Consider the following 21,374-nt stretch of genomic DNA (forward strand, 5'->3'; position numbering starts at 1 on the left):
CGAAGTCGACGGGTTAGGCCCGCCTTCATTCCGCATTTGGGATCAACAGCTCCAGATACCGATCCGCCGACCGCCGCGTGGTGAACTGTTCCAGCCAGGATTTTGGCGCGGGCTCCGGCCGGTTTTTTAAGCAAGTGAGCATCGCATCCGCCAACCGCCGCGCATTACCTACCGGCACCAGCGTTCCATATGCCCCGGCGTTCAGCACTTCCGTTGGCCCAAAGGGGCAGTCGGTGGACACGACGGGCGTTCCCAGTGCAATGGCTTCGACCAGAACATTGGACAGCCCCTCGCAAATCGACGAGGCCGCCAGCATCGCGGCCTTTGCGGTATAGGCATGCGGATTGGGCACGAAGTGCCGCAACTGCACGCAGTCGGAAAGATCGAGCGAGGCGACCAGCGTTTCCAACATTTCCCGTTCCGAACCATCACCGAAGATCACTAGCCGGCACGCCATTTCCCTCCGCACCTGCGCAAAGGCGTGCAGCAATAGCGCGAAATTCTTTTCCGGCTCCAGCCTTCCCAGTCCGATCACTACGGGGACGTCGCTGTCCGTGAACCAGGCATCGTCCACCGGCTCCTGCGACTGTTGGTACAGGCCGCTGTTCACGATCGGATTATAGATGCAGCGCACCTGGCCCCTGCCCATCCCGATTGCGTCGGCCAGATCGCCGGCCGTGCCGTTCGACACCGCAACTACCGCGTCGGCATGAGGATAAAAGAGGCGCGCGAACAGCAGAAACCATCGCCGGGGCTGCCAGGCAGAAGCAAGCTGCCGATTGATCGTCGGCGTATTATGCTCGGTTACCACCACTCGCACATCGGCCCGCGAAAGATGCCGCGCCATGATCGCAAACACATTGGGAAAAAAGCCCGCGCACAGCAGCGAGCGGGGGCGCTCGCGTTGCAGGAACCGGTACAGCTTTACGATGCGCGCCCAGGGGCTTTCCGCCTCCAACACGACATAACGCACGGCCCCCGGAAGCCGGTCGCGATAGGGGGAATAGATATTGTCGACATCGACCACCAGCGACACGCCATGCCCGCGCGCCAAAAACTCCTCTATCAGGTTCAGCATCACCTGATCGGTCCCGCCATTGTAGAGAGCCCGTACATAGACCGCCACATCGGCTCTGGCGCTGGTGCTCATCCCTGCCTCACGCGCAATCGATGACGGCTTCGGCGACATGATCCACATCGGCGTCCGTCAGGTTCGAATGCAGGGGGAGACGCAGCAGGCAGGCCGTGAACCGGTCGCTATTGGGCAGCAGTCGACCATCATGCTGGCTTTGGAAAAACTGGCTCCGATGAAGCCCGGCATAATGAGTGGCCGTCTGAATGCCTCGCAGCTTCAATGCCGCGATCAGATCCGAACGGTGCTCCATATCGCGGCAGACCAGATAGAAAGCATGTCCGTTGCCGCTGCACTCGGCCGGCACGTCCGCAACGGCAACGCCCCGCTCCTCCATCGATGTGCGCAGCCACGCCATGTAGCGCCGGAAGATCGCTCTCCGCCGCGCCTGCACTTCCTTCACCGTCTCCAGCTGCGCCCAAAGAAAGGCCGCATTAAGCTCGGACGGCAGGAAGGAGGAACCGATGTCCACCCAGCCATAGCGGTCGATCTCACCCCGGACGAATGCAGACCGGTTGGTGCCCTTCTCCCTTATAATCTCCGCCCGATGGGCATAAGCCGCATTGTTGACGACGATCATTCCCCCTTCCCCGCAAGTGATGTTCTTGGTCTCGTGAAAGGAAAAGGCCGCCACATCTCCAAAACTTCCCGCAGGCCGTCCCCTGTAGGTCGCATCCAGCGCCTGCGCTGCGTCCTCGACCACCACCAGGCCGGCCTGCGCCGCAATTTCCCTGATCCGGTCCATGTCGCAAATGATCCCGGCATAATGAACGACCACAATGGCGCGTGTGCGGGGACCGACCAGCGCCGCCACCTGTTCGGGATCGATATTGGGATTATCGGGAAGGCTGTCGGCAAAGACCAGCTTCGCTCCGCGCAGCGCAAATGCATTGGCAGACGACACGAAGGTATAGGCAGGCACGATCACTTCATCGCCCGGCCGAATATCCGCGAGAATGCCGCCCATCTCCAGTGCGTCGGTACAGGACGTCGTCAGCAGCACCTTTGCATAGCCATAGCATTCCTCGAAGAATTGCTGGCACCTTTTGGTATAGGGACCATCGCCCGCAAGCTTCCGGCTATGGATGGCGGCGGCGATATGACCTTGCTCGCCGCCGGTAATATTGGGTTCGTTAAAGGCGATGTGATTCGCTCGGGCGGGGTGCTCTAAGGGGGTTATGATCGACGCCATCACGCTGCCCTTTCCATGCCGGCAGCCAGCACAGCGCCCTGGCGTGCGTTCACCACCTCTTCCAATATCTCCACCACGCGGCGGGATTTGGCATCCCAGCCGAAATAACCTTCCAACACGCGTCGCCTTGCCCCTTGTCCTAGCGACCGACGCAGGGCCGGCGAAGCAGCCAAACGGCGCAGTGCGTCGGTAAAGCCGTCGACCATGAATTCTTCGGAACATGGATCGATGAGAAAGGCTGAGCTTTCGTCCAGATATTCGCTTGGCCCCATCCAGTTGGTGGCGACGATCGGCAGGCCGATCGCCATCGCCTCAAGCAAGGCAAGCCCCCCACACTCCCTCAGTGACGGCATGACATAGACATCCGCCTTGCGCAGAAGGTCGATATAGGTCTCCAACGGCACGCGGCCGTGCAGCTTCACGCTCTCGCCGATGCCCTCCGATTCCACAAGTAACCGGATGGTCTCGAACAGTTCACCGTCGCCAATCAGGTCCAGGCGCGAATTGCCTTCACGCGCAAGCGGGGCGAAAGCCCTCACAATATATTCCGCGCCCTTCCAGTCCACGAGTCGCCCGCAGAAGAGGAAGCGCGTTACATGCTGGTTGGCGAGCGGCTCATCATAATTTTTGGGGGCCCAGCGTTCGATATCGACCCCGCTTTCCACCACCTCATGAATTAGCCCCCGCGCACCGGGCGGCAGCGCCCGCGCGGTGCGCTGATTTCCCACGACGAGCGCGTCGGCGTTGAGCTTGCCAGGAATGAATCGGTGCAGCATTACGGCCAGCTTGCGTACGGCATTGATCGTCCACCCGACCAACGCCCCATCCATATGCTTGAAGGCGGGAGGCAGCTCCAGTCCGCCACACATCGGCCCAATCACCACCGGGACCGGAAATCCATACATGAAGCTCAGCGCCTTGGGAGAGATCGGCACGGGCTCAAAGACAATATCGCTCTGGTGCTCCGCGATCAGCCGGCGGGCCACCTTGCGCAGCCGGATCTGGGTCAGAACGTGGATCGCCTGGTTAAAGACCAGGTCCTCGATCCGATAAGGCACATATTTGCCTGCCGCGAAGATCAGCTTCTGCAACCAGCCATCCTCGATGAAATGGACGCGCCGGAACAGGTCCGGAGCCATGTCTTCCTTCAATTGCTCCCGCACCCGCGCATGGCAGATCGCCAGCACATCCAGCCCAAGCCGGGCAAAATTCTCCAGATAATAAAATGGGACGCTGGTCTCGCCGCTTTGACGAAGGGAGATATTTTCGGCCACGAGCAAAACTCGAAGCGGGGTTCGACGGCCAACAGCTTCTTGGCCACCGGCCGCCTCTGCTGTGCCCATTCCTTGATTTGGGTCTTTCTGCCGGGCCGCGACGGCGGAATCGCTCCACATGAACGAGCCTCCCATTTGCCCCGGAACTGCGGGGACCAGATCTCATGAAATCAAGATTATCAAAGCGGAAGGCAGCCCCGATATTGGTTGAATCCCGCTGGTAAAGCAGCCCTGCGGCATTCCGGATCACCGTTTTAGGAAGGCGCATTGGCGTGTGGCCCCCGGCGTCCAAGCGGGCGTTTCTTTCGCAAATTTGCTCGGGAGAATGCGGGTGCTAAAATCGCAACCGGCGTTGAAGAACAGGCGGTGCCCATTCCCGTACCAAATGATCCAGCATCACTTCCCAGTCGCGCTTGTCGCCGCTTTTCGGACGGGGACGGAAATTGGTGGTGCGGTCATGTGTATGCCAGGCGCCGTCCGGAACTGCATAATAATAAGTGGCGATCGAGCGCCGCGACCGGCTCTCCGGACATGTCAGTGGATCAGGATGGCCATGATAGCTGCTGAGATCAGTGGTAAAGACCACCGCCCGCCCCAGCACGGGCTGAATCTTGTGCCTGCACGCCACCATCTCCCGATCCCAAAGCTCAAGCGCGCCGCCGTAGGATTCATCCCAATCCTCATTGAGGTAAATCAGCAAATTCAGCCGCCGCTCCACATTCATGATGTGGTGCCGGTTGAAATCGGCATGGATGCTCAAATGCCCGCCGCGCTTGGTTTCATGCAGGCCCGCGCCGTTAAAATAGGGATCGGCGATCAGCCCCTGAATGCCGGTCATCTCCGACAAAAAGGTGAGAAACGCCTGTGAATTCAGCTCAGCAAACAAGTTTCGCACGGCCAGACCCGCGCATTCCTGCGGGTGATATTGATATTTCAGCCGCTCTTGATCCCGCATGAAATGGAACTTGCCCCTACTGTCGGGAAAGCCACTGAGCACCTGCCGCAGCAATGCCACGTCAATGAAATCATCCAATACGATATGCGGGAACGGATCGGCATTTTGGTATCGCTCAGCACATTCTGTTCCGGCCACCCGACACGCCGCCTCGTCGAAGCCAAGATAGCCGCCACTGTCCATGAGGTTCAGAAAAGCCATGCGGTCCGCCCTCCCATCTGCCGATCATTAAGCGCCCGCGCGGCCTTTTTGGTCAAGGCGAGGAAATACCCTCCCATTTTCCCTGATCGACAGCGGAGGGGACCGGCACAATAATGTTCCAATCTCTCCCGGTACGAATGGGAACGCGGGAATGCATATCGCCTATCTGTCGCCAACCTGGCCTCCCGCTGGCGCAGCCAACGGGGTCGTCACCTATGTTTCCGCGATGCGAAGCTATCTGCGTTCGCAGGGTCATGACGTATCGATTCTTGCCCAGGGGAAGCTGTTCGCCAGCGATGGCAGCATTCATGACTTCGATGCCGAGCGAGGAGCCTTGGGCCACTATATCGCGCGTCTCAGAGGCAGAATCGACAGTCATCTCGGCCACCGTCCCTGGTCGGCTCGGATCGTAGCATCGCAGCTCAGCAAGGCATGCCGCCTCGCGCCTATCGATCTTGTGGAAATGGAGGAAAGCTTTGGCTGGTCGCACGCCGCGCAACTGCGTCTTAATGTGCCGGTCATCACCCGCTTGCACGGTCCCCATGCGCTGATGCCCAAATTCCCGAAGGCTCCCGGAGAGGCTCGTCGTTCCCGCCATCGCGTATCGGCCGAAGGCAAAGCCATTTGTGGGGCCTCGGCGCTCACGGCGCCCTCGCGCACGGTCATGAATGCCATATGCTCTCTCTATGGACGGGAAGACGCCACCGGAGAAATCATCCCCAATCCGGTGGCCGTTGCAGATCCCGACGAGCGTTGGCGGCTATCGGACTGTCAGCGGGACGTCATTCTGTACGTCGGTCGTTTCGACCGCCTGAAGGGTGCCGACACGATATTGGCTGCTTTCCAGCGCCTCCTTCACAAACGTCCCACCGCCAAGCTGCTAATGGTGGGCCCGGATTACGGCCTGACGCTGGATGATGGCCGGACGTTCAATTGGGATGTCTACGCATCCGAGCATCTAAGCTCCGAGGAGCGCAAGAACATCGAGTTCCTGGGAATTCAGACGCCCGACCAGATCAGAATGTTGCGGCGACGAGCCCATGTGACGGTAGTCGCGTCGCGGTGGGAAAATTTCCCATACGCCGCGGTCGAAGCGATGGCCGTCGGAAGCCCTCTCATCTCCACCAACTGGGCCGGTAGCGCCGACCTTATCGCGCATGGGCAGACGGGTTGGCGCACACCGGTGGGCCGTCCGGAGCTATTGGCCGACCGGATTTGCTGGCTCCTGGGCAACCCCGCTGCGGCGACCAGAGCTGGCGAAGCGGCGTGGAACCAGTGCCGCACAGCCTATTCGATTGCCAGCATAGGCGCTCGAACATTGGGCTTCTACGAAGAAACATTGTCTCGGCATCCAAAGCGTGACTGACGCCGGCGCGCTGCAACCGCCAAGGCGCTTCCCACGTCCGGTTACCTTACTGTCACGCGCGATTAGCGTAGCCCGGCAAGATACAAATGTGGTGATCGCCACCGTCGTGTTCGCCAATCTGCTGCGCGCCGTCAGTACCATTCTGCTGACCCGGCTGCTCGCGCCTGAAGCCTTCGGCATCGCAGGCATTATCGGCATCATCGCCTTTGTTATGACAATGATGTCGGATCTTGGGTTCCAGGCCTTTGTCGTGCGTCATGCAGACGGCGACAAGCAGCAGTTCCGGGACGTCATATGGACGATCCGACTTATGCGATCGGCAGTTCTCACTATATTGATGATGGCGTTGGCAGAGCCCATTGCCCTCGCAACGGGTAAGCCGGAGATCGCCCCTGCGATCGCGGTTTCCGCCTTCATGTTTCTGATCGACGGCTGCTCCGCGCTAACGGTAATTACGGCGCTTCGCGAACGCCTTCTTTTGCGACTGAGCGCGGTAGAGACGCTGGCGTCCATCATACAATTGATTGTCGCGGTGGCGCTGGCGTTCGCCTGGCGAAACTATTGGGCGATCGTGATTGCCCCACTCGCCGGCGGGATTGCCAAATCGGCCTTCAGCTATTTCTGCTTCAAGGATGCTCGTCGCCGCTTTCGGATCGACGGAACCTATTCCATTGAGTTGTGGAATTTCGCACGCTTTGTCATTGGTTCCAGCCTCATCAGCATGCTTCTTTCGCAATGCGACAAGATCGTGCTGGCGCGGCTTTTTCCGCTCGACACGCTGGGCTATTACATGCTCGCCACCAATCTGGCGATGGCGCCGCTGGCCTTTACGAGCGCCTATACCAGCCGCGTCCTCTACCCCGCCTTCGCCCGTACGTGGAGGGACCAGCCGGGAGAGCTAAAGACGGTATTTTATCGCTACCGGCGGCGCATGTCCTACCTCTACATGTTTGCTGCGGGCGCTCTCATCGGAACAGCTTCGCTGGTGGTCGCTATTCTTTATGACGATCGCTATGCGCCCGCGGCGATGTTCCTGCAAATTCTGGCTATCGCTCCGCTGCTTGCGCTCAGCAGCGGCAGCGCCAATGAGGTGCTGACCGCCTCTGGCCGAATTCATGTCACCTTCCACGCCAATATTGCCAAGCTGCTATGGCTGGGGCTGGTCGGACCCGTCGCCTTTCGCGCCTTTGGGCCAATCGGCCTCGTGGCGGCGGTTGGTGCCATTGAAGCGCCCGCTCTTCTGTACAGCTGGTGGCAGCTCCACCGCGCCGAGTTGCTGAAGCTGCCCGAGGAACTCGCCTTCTTGTCCGTCGGAGGACTAGGCATTCTCATCGGTTTCGGCCTGGAGCAGATCATCCTGCCCTATTTGTAAGTGCTGGCGCCATCGACGGTGCGGCGTTGAACTTGGTGAAGGAAGTCCGCGCCCCGCCGCGCATCCAATGGATCGCCGCCGAAAAGCCGAAGAACAGGAACATGAACACCGCCGGCCTGCCCCCCAGTGAGGTAAAGAACAGCATCTCCATCATCGCCACTAGCCCAGCACAGATCAACGCCGCCGGAGCTAAGTCGGCCGGAGAGCGGCGCAGATATGACCGACGCATCCACAACAAGGCAATGAAGGTCGCAAAACCCCCGAGGAAGATCAAAAGTCCAATGGCGCCTGAGATGAGCGCTATGAAGATATAGGTGTTCACCAGATCGACAATACCTTCGCCCTGACGCAAGTCGTCTAATCGGATCATCGCTTCGGGGAAGGAATAGCCGACCAGGGGGCTTTTCTTGAACTCCTCCAGCCCCCGCTCAAACAGCCGCTCACGATAATCAACGGTGTCAACCGACCCGCCACTAAGACCAATGGTCTCCGAAACATAGGGACTGACCTGCGCGAGGCCCATCAATATTCCCCATGCCAACCCCGCCAGGGCGCAGCGCCGCAGCAGCAACACAATCCGGCCGCGATAGAGGTCCGCCACCGTCATGCCGATAAACAAGCCGATCCATGCGCCTCGCGATTGCGGCGCGGAAAGTCCCACCAGCAACAACAGGAGAATGCCCAAATAATGGAGCTTGGATCGGAAAGCAGGCCTCGAAAGCCATGCAGCGAGCAAGCAGAAAACCAGGACCATCGCCATGGATGTGGATTCAAGGAATGGCCCGCCCGCGCGCAGCACCCCTCCCCGCGTCTTGACCAGCAGGTCTGCAACAATGCCATGTCTGTCATAAAGCCCGTTATAGATCGGCCAGCCGGTCCTGACCTCATACAACAATATGATGGAAATGATCACAGCGGCGCAGGTGAGCCAGACCATGCAAAGCCGGACGTCATCCATCGTCCTTACGCTCCGACTAACGATGAAATAAGGGAAAGCGTAATCCAGGCCGATATTGAGCAACAGCCGGATGAAGTTCGTAACTGTGGTATCTCTCGCAAGCCCCGCCACCAGCACCAGCAGGATCGCCGCCACCGGCATATCGAGCGCGCGAAAGCCGCCGGCCTTTCCATGAGTAAACAGCAACAGCCGGATCATCGCTCCAATCGCCAAACCATCGTGCACGCCGAACTCAAACAGCTTCACCCCCCCCAGGATCATTGAAGTATCGAGGCCCGGCAGAAGCAGCAGGCTGAACATGTACATGGGGGCGACTTCGCCCGGCTTGCGAGCAAAAAGCGGCACCATCCACAACATCACGGCATAGAGCAGCCACACGCTGGGGGCACCCCAGGCGGTTAACGGCATGGCAAGCGCAATCAACGCCGGACGGTAGCCAATCGACCGCTTCATCTGCGGACTGAGGCAATAGTAAAATAAGCCGAACGCAATCACCGTGAGTATTGAAATGAAGAGCGCTGGCTTGATGAAAGCGTAGGACAGCAGCAGCGCTAGAATGGCGAGAACCGTCAGAACCGCAGAGGCCACGCCCTGGGTCATTGGTCCAGGTCCTCCAGAAACTGTCGCACCACCCGTTCCTTGGGCGCTTGGGCGAGCGGTTGTCCGGCATATTCCCTCAGTCCCCAGGATCCATATTCGCCTATCGGAGCCGTCGAGGCATAGAGCATCAGGAGGTCGCCCAATTTCGCTTTCCATGCGGCCAAATAACGCTCGTAGACGGCAGCCATTCTAGGATCCCGTTGCACGCCGTAGGCAAGCGGCATGTCGGTGGTCACCAGATGCTGACCCCCTTCATAAGTGATGAAGCGTTTGCCATAGCTTGCCGCGATCGCCTTGTTCTGGACCGCATAATCGATCGTTTCGTCTATGGCGGCATTGAGCCGGGAATACACCCAATCGACATCACGCTGTCCCCGGTCGGCAAGGTCCAAATGGATATAAGGCGCTGTCGCAAGAGCATCGACCCAGCGGGCCGTGTCCTCATATTCCAGGATCATCTTTGCAAGATCGGGATAGACGTTCAGGCTGGACACGACTCTGACAAGCTTTTCCGGCCGGTCGGCAAAGATGCTTGTCCATATCTGCAATACATTCCGCGACTTCTGCGCATAACGGCGCATCTGCGCGCGCGTTGGATCTCCAGCCGGATCAAGCCGGAGCTTCAGCCCCTCCTCGCGGGCCTGCTCGGCTGCCTCGAACATGTCGTTCCAGACTTCATTGCCGAGTTCCACATAGACGGTCCGCTCTGGCGCAATGCGATCATGCACCATTCGGGCGAAGTTCCGGATATATTCGTCATCGGCATTGTAGGGGATCAGAAACCACGGATCGACCTTGGCTTCATTGGCAAGGCGGATCATGTTTTCAATCGCTACACCTTCTTTGGCGATCTGGGAGGAATAGGCGGCGGGCGTCCGTTTGGCCCAAACGCCGCCGCGATTACCGTTAATCATCTGCCAGTCGAGAAAACGAATGACGGCGAAGCCCTGGAGGAATTTCACGAACTCAGGATGAAACATCTCGGCTGCCGGCCGGCCCTTTTCCCGGCAATCGATATTTCGCAGGGGATTGGCAGGGTTTGTGCGGTCAAGTTGTATCCAGGCGCCCTCATCCGCGCCTCCTTGTGACACCAGGTCGAAGTCCAGGAACTGGCTGCCTCGGTCGGTTTCTTCCACGATACCGCCTGTCGAAAGCTCACCTTCGCCTAAGAAGACGCATCGGACAGCGACTCTCCGGAATGGGGAAGGAGGCAAAATCAACGGCCGGGGCGCTGCCTGGCCGGGCTTGAGATATTTGACCCAACCAAGCGCATCGAGTTGCCGGTCGTCCATTCTGGTCCAACCGTCCCCTTCCGCCGTGAACCATTCGCTTTGGGCGATCAAATTGGTGAAGACCTGCTGGCGGTTATAGGTCTCGGGTCCGAACAGATTAACGCCCACACGAGTCGCCGGGGCGGGCCCCACCGTTGCGATGGAGGCCGAAAGAGGAGCCGATTGCTGCGTCGTGGCGAAGGCCACGGTCGCAATGGTTACGAGAGCGGGAGCGCTCATTGCGAGGGCGCGGGTTCTTGCCTGAGCGAGTGTCCGGGTCTGATCCCGTGTCCTGCCCCGAGGCCTGGTCCGCTGCTCAAAACGCGCCACCATCAACCGAAGCCGGCGCTGGACGGGCTTGTCGATAAAATGAAAGACCAGCAGCGACAATAGGACGCAGCCGACCAACAAAGCCGCAGCCAGGACGACGTCCCATTGGCTGGACAGATAGCGGTCGCTAATCTGTTTCGCCAAAGTGATGACCGGCCGGTGCGTCAGATAAAGAGCGAAAGAGGCTTCACCGAGCAGGATAGGCAGCGGCGCTTTCAAGATGCGCGAGACGGCTCCCCGGCCATGTGCGAACACCAGAACCAGCGCGGCCATGGCAGGCAGATAAGCGAGCTGCCACCGGAATGGCATCGGCACGTCCATCTGGTGACAAACCACCATCAACAGCGGAATCAGGAGGACGAGGCCGATTTCCAGAGCTGTACCGGATTGATCCCGATACATCCCCGCGCGGGCCGCCCGGTAAAGCAGCATGCCAGCAGCGAAATCCACCAGCCGTGTGGGTGGATTGAGATAGAAGAACCACTCCGCCATTGCCGATGGCTGATTGCCTTTCAGCACCCAATAGGCCGCCGCTGTCGCAATGAGGGCGATTCCGCCTGCCGCGAGAGTCGCCAGCGTGCGGGTGCGAAGCATCACCAGAAGAGGGAACATCAGGTAGAAGAATAGCTCGCAGGAGAGGCTCCAGCTCGGCGCGTTCAGCGAATAGTGGATCGCCGACTGCGGCGCGAAAGCATGAAGCAACGACAGATTGAGCAGAATCGTGGTGATGCCGGGCGCTTCATTCTTGATCAGCAGAAGCCAGGCCAGAAATGGAAGCGCCACGAGCCAGTGGAGCGGCAGGATGCGGACCATCCGATAGGCGAAATAGGCCCCGGCGCTTATGTGTCGATGTCTTATCCTGTCGCCATAGGCATGGGATATGATGAAGCCCGAAAGGACATAGAAAAAGGAAACGCCGCTATATCCTTCGAAAAAGAGGTTATCATAAACCCACTTCACCGCCGGGTTCTGGTTGTCCGCAAGAAACGCCAGATGTGACAGCAGCACCGCGAGCGCCGCGAAGAATCGCAGCGAAGTCAACTGGCCGATAGCGCGTGGCATCTCCGTCTCAGACGGCATAGTCTGGCGAGCATGCTCCATCTTGGAGCCGCTTGCGCTAAAACGGAATCTCACCGTTCGATCCGAGCGTGGCCGAGGGACGCCGGCTTAGTGTAGCCGTATCTCGGCTTCGCTCGACACGAATGGGTCATGATGCCGATTAATCGCACGATGCTCTAGATCCTCCCCTTGTGGGCTTTCACCGTCTGTAGCGCGCATGATACGGGCAGAGATGCCGCGGTTCACGACGCTGATCACGCTTTTCCCGCCAAGCATTGTAGATCGGCAGGATCAATGGGCCGTCCACCAGATAACGGCGCCACAGTCGTTGCGGATTGGACAACAGCCTGAACAGCCATTCGAGCGCAAGCTGTTGCAGCCAGCGCGGAGCCCGCCGCTGATCCCCGCTCAGGAACTGCAGACTTGCGCCGACGCACAGGGCGATACCTGTTGCTTGCCCGGAGCAGGCGATTTGATATGCCAGTATCTCCTGCTGCGGCGAGCCTACCGCCAAAAAAGTGTAGCGTGCACGAGCCTCTATGACGAACTGCGTTGCATTTTCGAGAGCAGCGGGATCCGACGCAAATCCCATGGGCGGGTTGTGGTGCATCAGGTTGCGCAAGCCATAGGTTTCGCGCACGGTTGCGATCATAACCGGATCGCCGCCCACCACGGCGATCCGGTCATCCGGGCAAATGAACTCCTCCAGCAAATCCGCTGTCAGATCGCTGCCCGGAATAGGAAGAAGCGAACGGCCGGTTCGAGAAGCCAGAAGCGACAGAATGCGACTGTCGCACAGATTCAACCATGCTGAACGATACATTGGCCAAAGATCCGACCGCAGCCTTTGGATACGCACGATATGATCGACATTAGGGGTAACGACATAGGCAAATGGCGCGTCGACCGGCCGTTCCGCGATCATTTTGAGCACCTGGGCCTTTCCCAGGGGCGAAAAGTCCATGTCCAGAAAGTCCGTCGACTTTCTGATCCTGCCGGAAGGCGGCGGGGCGGATGCTCTGCCGCCTGCCTGGACTAAGCCATTCATGGCTTGAGCTGATGTGGCCACCATGCCCTCCATTCTTGTAGGCAATCACACGACGAAAAGCGCCGGCCGCCCAAATTGAAGATCAGGACGCATGCTTTGCCGGAACCTGTCCGTTCCTCATGGAGGAAGCCTGCCCTGAACAAGAGTAGGCGTGCCTGTCGGCGAAATCATTTCGCGAAAGCACCAATCAAAATTCCGTGGGTCGGATCGCGTGGGACTACGACACCAGGCAGAACAAAGGGGCAGACCGGCTGTGGTTTCCCCGGCGTTTACTCAATAGGAGTGGAAGAAATCACCACGCAAGAATTGGGCCTGTCCTTTCCGACTGCTCGGCACCCTTCTGATCAAGCTATAGTAAAAGCCTGCTTATTTTAGGGGATGAGCCATGAGGAGCCTTGGGCTTTTACACCTTTCGGCCAAAGTCGTCTTTTGTTGTGCCACTGCGGCGCTGCCTGCCCAATCCTTGGCGCAGGCCCTCCCGGCGGCCATACAAAGCGCTCCTGAGGCCGAATACCGGATCAATATCGGCGATGAACTGGAAGTGCTGGTTTGGGGAGAGGACCGGATGCAGCGCACCGTCCGGATACAGCCGGACGGCAGCTTCGCCTTTCCGCTGGCTGGCACCATCATTGCCGCCGGCCTTACGACCCAGGACGTTCGTGCCGAAATTCAAAGGCAACTCGCCGACAAATACAGGAACGGGCCGCCTGATGTCACCGTCACCGTTCGCGAAGCTACAGGCATGCGCTTCTTTGTCGTGGGGAAGGTCCGTACGCCCGGGAGCTATGCTGCCAGCGGTGCGATCGATATTCTTCAGGCGCTCAGCCTGGCTGGCGGACTCGCCGACTTTGCCGACGTGAAGGGCGCCGTCATCCTGCGCAAGACGCCTCAGGGCCAATTCATTGAACGTGTGCAACTCGCACAGGTGCTCAAAGGGAGCCGACGCCTTGGCCCCGGCGCATTGGCGAAACCGCTGCCCGTGCTCAGGAGCGGCGATGTCCTCGTCATCCCCTGACCGCACCGGACCATTTACGCGCCGGGGGGCCGAGCGGCAGGGAAGGTTGGCGGTGCTGGCGGTTGCACTGCTCTATACCTTCCCCGCAATGGCGAAGGTTGAGCCCAGGCTGACGGTGGACGCCAGCGTTTTCCTGTCCTCCAATCCCTTTTTGATCACTGGGTCGGACCTTGACACCGTAATCGGCGAAATGTCCGTCCGGCCTGCGGTCACCGTGACATCGCCGGGCGGATCATCGCTGGACTTGGCGGGTGTTGCGACCAAGCGCATCTACAGCCGTGCGCGGTACAAGGACTTCTTGATCGGCAATCTGCACGCCGATGGCACCTACAGAGACAGCGAGCGGCTGTCGGTACTGGCGTCGGCCGGTTTCGACCGGGGGATTTTGGCCGACCAACTGACTTCTGGAATCGATGCCGCGTCCGATGGGGAAGGTTTGCGGGAAGATGTCACGGCGAAGGTGGGTCTGTTGTGGCAACCTGATCGGCATTTCGAGGTTGCGCCCGCAGTCGCGTACCTGAACACCAATTATCTGGGTTCCACCACTCCTCTGCGCGACACCAGAATAATCACGCCAAGCCTGCAACTCTGGCGACGGACCAGCCCCTATACCCGGTTCGGGGCGCGGGCGGAGGTAGAGTTCCATTCGCCCGATGATGAAGCCAAATTCAAGACGATTTCAGGATTTATAACCGTAGATCAGCGATTGGCCGAGCATTGGCAATTGACCGCTGAAGCAGGTGCGGAACGCAGCGAAGCGCATGACCTGCTTATCCCCGGACTTCCTGCCATTCGGGAATCGGCGCGGACGCGCTTTGCCGGGCGTGTGGACCTGTGCCATGAACTTGAGCGGCTGACGCTGTGTGCCAACGCCACGCTCTCGTCCGAGCCTAGCGGCTTTGGGGGATCACAGCGGCGTCTGGCGGGTTTTCTGTCCGCCACTCACCGGGTCAGCGAAAGAGTAACTCTAAGCGCCATCGGGGAATATCAGCGTGCTCGCCTGCAAGGTGCGGACATCTCCGCCCTTGATTCCATGCGAGCCGAGGCGCGCGTGGAATGGCAGGCAGCCCGCAAATTCCGAGTGGGCGGCAACATCGAATATCGCCGGCAGGAACTATTTTCCGGCCGCACGGTCAAGGCCGGGTTTGTCGGCATCAGGCTGAGCTATGACTGGAGGAGGACGCCATGAGCGAGGAGGAAGGGGAAGTCCCCACCAGCTTTGTAACACCAGGCGAACTGCTGGCGATCTTGTACCGACGCTTCTGGTGGCTCGCCGCACCGACGGCTCTGGGCACGGTCGCTGCAACCGGCATGACGCTGTTCATAGAACCGCAATATCAGTCGACAGCGACGTTGCTCATTGCCTCACAGGAGGTGCCCACTGCCCTCGTGGCCTCTCCATTCGCCACCTATGCCGACGAGCGCATCGCCAAGATCCGCCAACAAATTCTGAGCCGCGCCAATATCGTCCGGATCATAAAGGACCTGAATCTCTACCCGGAGGAGCGCGAGGAACTCCCCAGTGAAGATGTCCAGAATTTGATGAGAGGCGCGGTCGGCGTCAATCTGGTGAGCGCCAGCGACACCAATAATGGAGGCCAGGGCGCCAGGACCACGATCGCGTTCAGCCTGTCCTTCACTTATGCCGACGCAGCCACCGCCCAGGCCGTCGCCGATCGCCTGACCCATATGTTCATAGGCGAAGACAAGCGACAGCGCATCGAACAGGCATCAGGCACAGCCGCCTTTCTGGCGCGGCGCGGCAATGAGTTGCGCGACCGCTTGGTGGAACTCGACCAAAAGCGGCGGGAGATTCAGGCCCGCTATGGCGGCGCGCTTCCCGATCAAGTGGCGTTGAGCGCTCAGTCCAGTTCGGCGCTTCGGGCGGAAATCTCGCGCATGGATGCTGAGGCGCAAGGAATCATGCAACAAAACAGCATTTTGGCTGCACGCGGCGCGGAATTGGCATCCGCCGCGAATGAGGCACCTAATTCCGTTCAACTTGCCGAAACCAAATTGGTTCAACTGACCTCCATCTACACCGACCAGCATCCCGATGTGGTGGCCGCGCGCACGGCGCTGAAGGCTGCACGGGCAAGCGCACGCAAAACGACGCCTCGCGGAACTGGCGTTATCTCATCGGAGATCGCCGCCGGGCGGAACCGCGTGGTGTCCCTCAGTCAGAGACGAGCAAATCTGGTTGCTTCAGTCGGTGAAATGGAGCGCATCAGCGCCCTTGCCCCCCAAGCCGCCTATGAACTGAACAATCTGGAACGCGATTATGACAATCTGAAGCAGCAATATCAGGACATACGCGAAAAGCAGTTGGAGGCTCAAGTCGCGGCCAATCTGCAATCGGAGGGTAAGGGCGAGCACTTTTCGGTGGTCGATCCCGCCAACTGGCCGTTGCAGCCGATCAGCCCCAATCCAAAACATCTGGTTATACTTGGAATGGCGGGTGGCCTAGCCGTCGGTGTGAGCTTGGTCCTTATCCTTGAAATGCTGGCCGGCCTTATCAATGGCCAGGCTGCCATCCGGCGCTTGACGGGTGTTCGGCCCCTGGCCGTCGTACCGATGCTGAGGCCCGATGGACCAGCCGGCATCTCTTCCCTGTTGCGTCGGCTGTTGCCGGGCGGTGCCAAGATTTAAAGGAGCGGAAATCCATGTCTACCGGATTGAACAGGATCCTATCCTCGGCGCTGCCGTCAGGTGACGAACGCGTTAATGTCCACCCCGATGTTGAAGCGTGGCGACGCCATACCGTCCGGCTGGATCGAGCACGGCTGGTAGAGAACGGCATTTTCGGTTTCGACAACCTGGATCCGCGCGCGCAGAGCTTCGTTTTCCTCCGCTGGCAATTACTGAATGGATTTGTGCGTTCCGGCGGCCGCGTTATCGCTGTCACTTCTACCCGTCCTGGCGACGGCAAGACTTTCATCACCACGAATCTCGCAGCAGCACTCAGCCGGGTTCGCCCCACAGTCCTGCTCGACCTTGACCTTCGCCGGCCGGCTGTCGGATGGCGCTTCGGACTTTCCGCTGCCGCCGGCATCGACGACTATTTGTCAGGAGGGGCAGATGCTTGGGACGTGGTGCAGAATGTCGAGGACATGAATCTGGGCATTGTCCCCGTTCGAGTACCCCAGCCCCAATCGCCAGAACTGCTCACCGTCGAGACGCTTCCTCAATTACTGTCGGCTTTGCGGGGCCGCAGTGATGATCCCATCTGCCTCATCGATACGCCGCCGGTTCTCGTGGTCGATGATATTCTGCTGTTCGCTCAGCACCTGGACGGCGTGTTGCTGGTCGTGGAAGAGGGTAAGACCCGCGCAGATGAGGTGCGCGAAGCTCTGCGATTGATGGAGGCAATTCCCTTGGTCGGAACTGTGCTTAACAGGTCTATTTTCAGTGGGCGGCGGAGGGATTTCGATCAATCCTATTATTATCGCTGACAAGGTAGGACCGGAACATCATCTTCAAACGCGGGTTCCCTTCGGCACAGAAAGGAAGAACGCACATGGACATGGTAGAACGCATCGCCCGCGTCCTCGCAGGTCAGCATTTCAGCCGCAACGCCGAAGGAGCAGCGCCTCCGGGTACGGCTGTCGCCGAAATCGTCGATGAGGAATGGCCGGATTATGTCAATGATGCCGTCGCCGTGCTGAAGACGATGCGAGAGCCTGATGCTGCGATGCGAGCGGTCGATTATGCGGCAAACGGCGCTTGGGAAAGAATGATCCAGACTGCGTTGGGCCGTCACGCCTGACGGTTTCGATCCCGCAACGGGCCGTCGCCCAGCATCGTGTGCCGCGCGGCCAAAAGATCGCGCATGGTCGCGGTCGTTACGCTGCCCCACACCAGATGCGCTCCGATCATGAGCGCATTGCGCCTGATTGGGTGCTTTTCAGCAGAATTGAGAACGCCAAGCGCGGGGACCCAACCGAAATAGCTGGCGGTCCAGATGCATAAGCCCGCTATCGCTCCTGCAACTGGCCGTGCAGAGGGGCTGACCGTCCCCATCAGCGCTCCCGCCGCTGCTCCAAAGCTGAAATGCGCCGCGGTCGAACGATCCTGCATCGAGTCCTCCGATGTACCGCCAAGCAGCGTCTGAGTTATTTCACGCGGGGGTAGCGGATATCGCTCATCCTTAGGCAAGCGCTGATACATACGGTTCATCGCGGCCGTCATCGCGGCTGTTCCTACTATGCCCGCCAGCGCGCCTAACAGCAGGCGGCTCGTTACTCTGGGAAAGGGATGATCAACGACTTGCGGCATCACAACGGCTCTCTTCAGCATGATCCGATGCGATCAGTAACGCGCACCACAGGAGAGGAGTTGCGTTGCAGCTATTTTGCGCTTTTGTTGCTCAGGGACCGGACAGCCGCCAGCGTGTTCTTCACATGATCCTGGGGGCTCATGTCACTATGCACATAGGCTACCCTCCCGCTTTGCGTAATGACGAATGAGGTGCGGTTGGACAAACCCTCACGTTGCGGGAGCGTCACGTCATAAGCCTTGATCACCTCAGGTGTAGCAGAGGCAACAGCGAACTTGTTCCGGCACGCCTCAATTGAGAATTTCTGCAGCTTTTCGATGGGATCGGCAGAAAGACCGATTACCGTTGCACCAGCCTTGTGAAAGGCATCGCTCGCCTCGGCAAACTCATGTGCTTCAATGGTGCAGCCGGGGGTGAACGCGGCAGGAAAGAAATATAGCACCACCGGACCGGTTCGGAGTTGCCTGGAAAGGTTCAGTGTAAAGGATTTGCCGGCCAATGCACCTTTGGTCGTAAAGTCCGGAGCCTTGGCCCCGACCGGCAGGGCGGCGAACGCCTCAGCGGGCGCGACGAGCAACAGAGCGGCGAATAGGGCGATCAGCGTCTTCATCGGGTCCTCCCAGCACAGCATAGCTCCGCCTCGCGCAGCCGTCTAGCGACCCTGGCGCCGGTCAAGGGGGACATTCCCCTGGAAATTGCCGTATCAGATGATCGCAGACCGCGGGATGAAGGGGAAGAGCAAAGGCACATCCATAGGTGAAGCCCTCATGCCATTTGATGACCGCCTCCAGCCCCTGAAATCCGGGAACGTTCAGCCAAAGCCTTGTGCCTACATGCATGGAAAACGCGGTTTCAAAGCGGAAGCCGGATATTGAAAGGTCGATAACGTCCACGTCGAATCGAACCTGGCGATGTCCGCGAACGGTTGCGTCGATAAAGACTTTTCGGCGCTCCGCCCAGCGTACGCCCCTATCCTGACAATGTGACGATTGCGACATGCGGGCTATCCCTATATTTGCTTAGTTACAGGTCGCAAATATCCCTTAAAACTCAGTAAAGTAGCCGCACTTACTTTGCGTACCCTGCTTTTATCGTCCGATTTTACATTGTTGGCTTGCGGGCAGCCATTCTGTCCCTCCCGCCTTGTCCTGAGCGGCTTTCAATCTTAAAGCGCGTGCATGACAAAACCGCACCCCAAAGATTGGATACTCGGCATTTCACCTTATGTGCCGGGAAAAGCCACCAGCGACGATGGGCGTAAGGTCGTGAAGTTGTCCGCCAATGAAAACCCGCTAGGCACAAGTCCCAAGGTCCGAGCGGCGTTCATGGCGGCGACCGCTGATCTTGCCGCCTACCCGGACCCAGGCGCGACTTTGTTACGGGGGGCCATTGCGGCCGAATATGGCTTGGATTCCGCGCGCATAATTTATGGCACCGGGTCCGACGAACTATTGCATTTGGCATCCAGCGCCTATGCAGGCCCCGGCGATGAGGTGCTCTACGTTCGGTACGGGTTCTCGGTTTACGATATCGCGGCGCGGCGCGTGGGGGCGACGCCCATCGAAGCTCCGGACAAGGACTATGCGACCGACGTCGACGCCCTGCTGGCTTGTGTTACCGAAAAGACGCGGGTCGTTTATCTCGCCAATCCGAATAATCCTACCGGCACCTTTTCGAACAGGCAGGAAATCGCGCGACTGCATAGGGGCCTGCCGCCCGAAGTGCTGCTGGTGATCGATCAGGCCTATGCCGAATATCTGGAGCCTGAAGATGACGATCTGGGTCTGGAATTGGCTAAGACGGCGGCCAATGTCTTCGTCACACGCACCTTCTCCAAAATATACGGCCTTGCTGCTGAGCGCATCGGCTGGGGTTATGCATCAAGCGAGGTGATCGACGCACTGCATCGGATACGCGCTCCATTCAACGTCACGACGGCCGGGCAGGCCGCTGCAGCGGCGGCCATCGATGACAAACAATGGATCGAAGCGAGCAGGGCTCACAATCGTCAATGGCGCCAATGGCTGGCGTCCGAAGTGGAAGGACTAGGCAATTACGGACTGAAAGTCGTGCCGAGCCGAGCCAATTTCCTCCTGATCCTGTTCGAAGGTTCACTCAACGCGGAGGCTGCTTATAAGGGCCTGATGCAGGCGGGCTATGCCACGCGCTGGCTGCCCGGCCAGGGATTGCCCAATGCTTTGCGGATTACGATCGGCACGGAAGCACAGACCCGCGATATTGCGCGTTTGCTTCGCCAAATGGCGGAAGGTCGGGGCTGATGCTGCCTTTTTCTCGCGTCGCCATCATCGGACTGGGCCTCATCGGCTCGTCGCTGGCGCGGGCTATAAAGACCCAGATGCCGACAGTGCGGGTCACCGGCTATGACGCGAGCGCCGAGGTGCGAGCAACGGCCGAACGGATCAAGCTGTGCGATGATGTGACTGATACGCCTGGCGCCGCGGTAATCGATGCTGATCTCCTGATCCTGTGCGTGCCGGTAGGGGCGATGGGTACGGTCGCCCAGGAAATTGCCGCCGACTTGCCTGCTGATGCCATCGTCAGCGATGTGGGCTCGTGCAAAGCAAATATCCTGTCCGCTTTGGAAAAGGCCCTTCCTGGCCGCATCATCATCCCTGCCCATCCGGTGGCCGGAACGGAGAATAGTGGCCCGGAGGCGGGTTTTGCCAGCCTGTTCAAGGGACGGTGGTGCATCATCACGCCCCCTTCGGACGCAGAGGCCGCCTCCGTCGCGCGGGTGGCCGAATTGTGGCGACGCCTGGGAGCCAATGTCGAGACAATGGATGCCGAGCATCATGATCTGGTGCTCGCGGTCACGAGCCACTTGCCGCACCTTATCGCCTATACCATTGTCGGAACGGCGAGCGATCTGGAGGATGTCACCCGGTCCGAAGTTATCAAATATTCGGCAGGCGGCTTTCGGGACTTCACACGCATAGCGGCGAGCGATCCTACCATGTGGCGTGATGTGTTTCTGACTAACAAGGAGGCGGTGCTGGAAATGCTGCAGCGCTTTTCCGAGGATCTGTCAGCGTTGCAGCGGGCCATTCGCTGGAACGACGGCGACGCGCTGTTCAACCTGTTCACCCGCACGCGGGCAATCCGCCGTTCGATCATTGAGGAAGGTCAGGATGATGCCGCGCCGGATTTCGGGCGGACGCATTAGTTTGTGAACCCATTGCAATGCGTGAAGACATTGCAGGTTAATGAAACGCTTTTTTGCAGAACCGCAACCGTTGGGGATGTCACGACCGTTATGACGGTTCCGGTCCAACTTTCTACGCTGAACGGGGTGCACGCATGAATG

The 21,374-nt window shown here is 59.3% G+C and carries 19 protein-coding genes; 9 read left to right on the top strand and 10 right to left on the bottom strand.

Features of this window, described 5'->3' with window-relative positions:
- Positions 1-25: 25 nt before the first annotated feature.
- The 4 genes from HNQ99_RS06290 to HNQ99_RS06305 form a co-directional block, all read right to left on the bottom strand.
- Positions 26-1,189 carry a glycosyltransferase gene (locus HNQ99_RS06290; RefSeq protein ID WP_246414665.1) on the bottom strand — a complete coding sequence of 388 codons (1,164 nt, stop codon included), beginning with the start codon at positions 1,187-1,189 and terminating at the stop codon, positions 26-28.
- The gene (gene rffA / locus HNQ99_RS06295; protein ID WP_184474793.1) at positions 1,158-2,324 is read right to left on the bottom strand and encodes a dTDP-4-amino-4,6-dideoxygalactose transaminase; all 1,167 of its coding nucleotides are present in this window, start codon (positions 2,322-2,324) and stop codon (positions 1,158-1,160) included. Before rffA ends, HNQ99_RS06290 begins: the two co-directional genes overlap by 32 nt.
- On the bottom strand, positions 2,324-3,598 hold the full coding sequence (locus tag HNQ99_RS16900) for a glycosyltransferase family 4 protein (protein ID WP_184474794.1): 1,275 nt from the start codon (positions 3,596-3,598) through the stop codon (positions 2,324-2,326). Before HNQ99_RS16900 ends, rffA begins: the two co-directional genes overlap by 1 nt.
- Positions 3,599-3,932: 334 nt before the next feature.
- Positions 3,933-4,754 (bottom strand): 2OG-Fe(II) oxygenase, encoded by an 822-nt coding sequence (locus HNQ99_RS06305; protein ID WP_184474795.1) that lies wholly within the window; start codon positions 4,752-4,754, stop codon positions 3,933-3,935.
- Between the two features lie 151 nt (positions 4,755-4,905).
- Here HNQ99_RS06305 and HNQ99_RS06310 point away from each other — a divergent pair, with 151 nt between their 5' ends.
- Together HNQ99_RS06310 and HNQ99_RS06315 are read left to right on the top strand one after the other, a co-directional pair.
- A complete protein-coding gene (locus HNQ99_RS06310) occupies positions 4,906-6,120 on the top strand; it encodes a glycosyltransferase family 4 protein (RefSeq protein WP_184474796.1) in 1,215 nt (404 codons plus the stop codon).
- Complete coding sequence (locus tag HNQ99_RS06315) at positions 6,113-7,492, top strand: oligosaccharide flippase family protein (protein ID WP_184474797.1); 1,380 nt, start codon at positions 6,113-6,115, stop codon at positions 7,490-7,492. Before HNQ99_RS06310 ends, HNQ99_RS06315 begins: the two co-directional genes overlap by 8 nt.
- Here HNQ99_RS06315 and HNQ99_RS06320 read toward each other — a convergent pair.
- From HNQ99_RS06320 to HNQ99_RS06330, 3 genes are all read right to left on the bottom strand, one after another.
- Complete coding sequence (locus tag HNQ99_RS06320) at positions 7,473-9,050, bottom strand: O-antigen ligase family protein (protein WP_184474798.1); 1,578 nt, start codon at positions 9,048-9,050, stop codon at positions 7,473-7,475. The two genes, HNQ99_RS06315 and HNQ99_RS06320, sit on opposite strands and share 20 nt — an antisense overlap.
- On the bottom strand, positions 9,047-11,713 hold the full coding sequence (locus tag HNQ99_RS06325; protein ID WP_184474799.1) for an acyltransferase family protein: 2,667 nt from the start codon (positions 11,711-11,713) through the stop codon (positions 9,047-9,049). Before HNQ99_RS06325 ends, HNQ99_RS06320 begins: the two co-directional genes overlap by 4 nt.
- Before the next feature lie 196 nt (positions 11,714-11,909).
- Positions 11,910-12,674: a WecB/TagA/CpsF family glycosyltransferase gene (locus HNQ99_RS06330; RefSeq protein WP_184474800.1), complete on the bottom strand. Its 765-nt coding sequence runs from the start codon at positions 12,672-12,674 to the stop codon at positions 11,910-11,912.
- A 469-nt stretch (positions 12,675-13,143) separates the two neighbouring features.
- On the opposite strand from HNQ99_RS06330, the gene HNQ99_RS06335 reads away from it, so the two are divergent.
- The 5 genes from HNQ99_RS06335 (at position 13,144) to HNQ99_RS06355 (ending at position 17,539) form a co-directional block, all read left to right on the top strand.
- Entirely contained in the window at positions 13,144-13,773 is a 630-nt protein-coding gene (locus HNQ99_RS06335; RefSeq protein ID WP_184474801.1) for a polysaccharide biosynthesis/export family protein, read from the top strand.
- The gene (locus HNQ99_RS06340; protein WP_184474802.1) at positions 13,754-14,962 is read left to right on the top strand and encodes a hypothetical protein; all 1,209 of its coding nucleotides are present in this window, start codon (positions 13,754-13,756) and stop codon (positions 14,960-14,962) included. Before HNQ99_RS06335 ends, HNQ99_RS06340 begins: the two co-directional genes overlap by 20 nt.
- Positions 14,959-16,422 (top strand): GumC family protein, encoded by a 1,464-nt coding sequence (locus HNQ99_RS06345; RefSeq protein ID WP_184474803.1) that lies wholly within the window; start codon positions 14,959-14,961, stop codon positions 16,420-16,422. Before HNQ99_RS06340 ends, HNQ99_RS06345 begins: the two co-directional genes overlap by 4 nt.
- 14 nt (positions 16,423-16,436) lie before the next feature.
- Entirely contained in the window at positions 16,437-17,225 is a 789-nt protein-coding gene (locus tag HNQ99_RS06350) for a CpsD/CapB family tyrosine-protein kinase (RefSeq protein WP_184474804.1), read from the top strand.
- 65 nt (positions 17,226-17,290) lie between these two features.
- Positions 17,291-17,539: a hypothetical protein gene (locus HNQ99_RS06355; RefSeq protein WP_184474805.1), complete on the top strand. Its 249-nt coding sequence runs from the start codon at positions 17,291-17,293 to the stop codon at positions 17,537-17,539.
- On the opposite strand, the gene HNQ99_RS06360 is transcribed toward HNQ99_RS06355, so the two are convergent.
- The 3 genes from HNQ99_RS06360 to HNQ99_RS06370 form a co-directional block, all read right to left on the bottom strand.
- Positions 17,530-18,048, bottom strand: coding sequence for a hypothetical protein (locus tag HNQ99_RS06360; RefSeq protein ID WP_184474806.1), 519 nt, complete (start codon positions 18,046-18,048; stop codon positions 17,530-17,532). The two genes, HNQ99_RS06355 and HNQ99_RS06360, sit on opposite strands and share 10 nt — an antisense overlap.
- Positions 18,049-18,119: 71 nt before the next feature.
- Positions 18,120-18,659 carry a peroxiredoxin gene (locus HNQ99_RS06365; protein WP_184474807.1) on the bottom strand — a complete coding sequence of 180 codons (540 nt, stop codon included), beginning with the start codon at positions 18,657-18,659 and terminating at the stop codon, positions 18,120-18,122.
- 61 nt (positions 18,660-18,720) lie between these two features.
- Positions 18,721-19,047, bottom strand: coding sequence for a PilZ domain-containing protein (locus HNQ99_RS06370; protein ID WP_184474808.1), 327 nt, complete (start codon positions 19,045-19,047; stop codon positions 18,721-18,723).
- Positions 19,048-19,227: 180 nt separating this feature from the next.
- Between HNQ99_RS06370 and hisC the strand changes: the two genes are divergently transcribed.
- Entirely contained in the window at positions 19,228-20,328 is a 1,101-nt protein-coding gene (gene hisC, locus HNQ99_RS06375; protein WP_184474809.1) for a histidinol-phosphate transaminase, read from the top strand.
- Entirely contained in the window at positions 20,328-21,233 is a 906-nt protein-coding gene (locus HNQ99_RS06380; RefSeq protein ID WP_184474810.1) for a prephenate/arogenate dehydrogenase family protein, read from the top strand. Before hisC ends, HNQ99_RS06380 begins: the two co-directional genes overlap by 1 nt.
- The last annotated feature ends 141 nt before the right edge of the window (positions 21,234-21,374 follow it).

Origin of the sequence: Rhizorhapis suberifaciens (assembly GCF_014200045.1) — a bacterium.
In the GTDB taxonomy this organism is placed as follows: domain Bacteria; phylum Pseudomonadota; class Alphaproteobacteria; order Sphingomonadales; family Sphingomonadaceae; genus Rhizorhapis; species Rhizorhapis suberifaciens.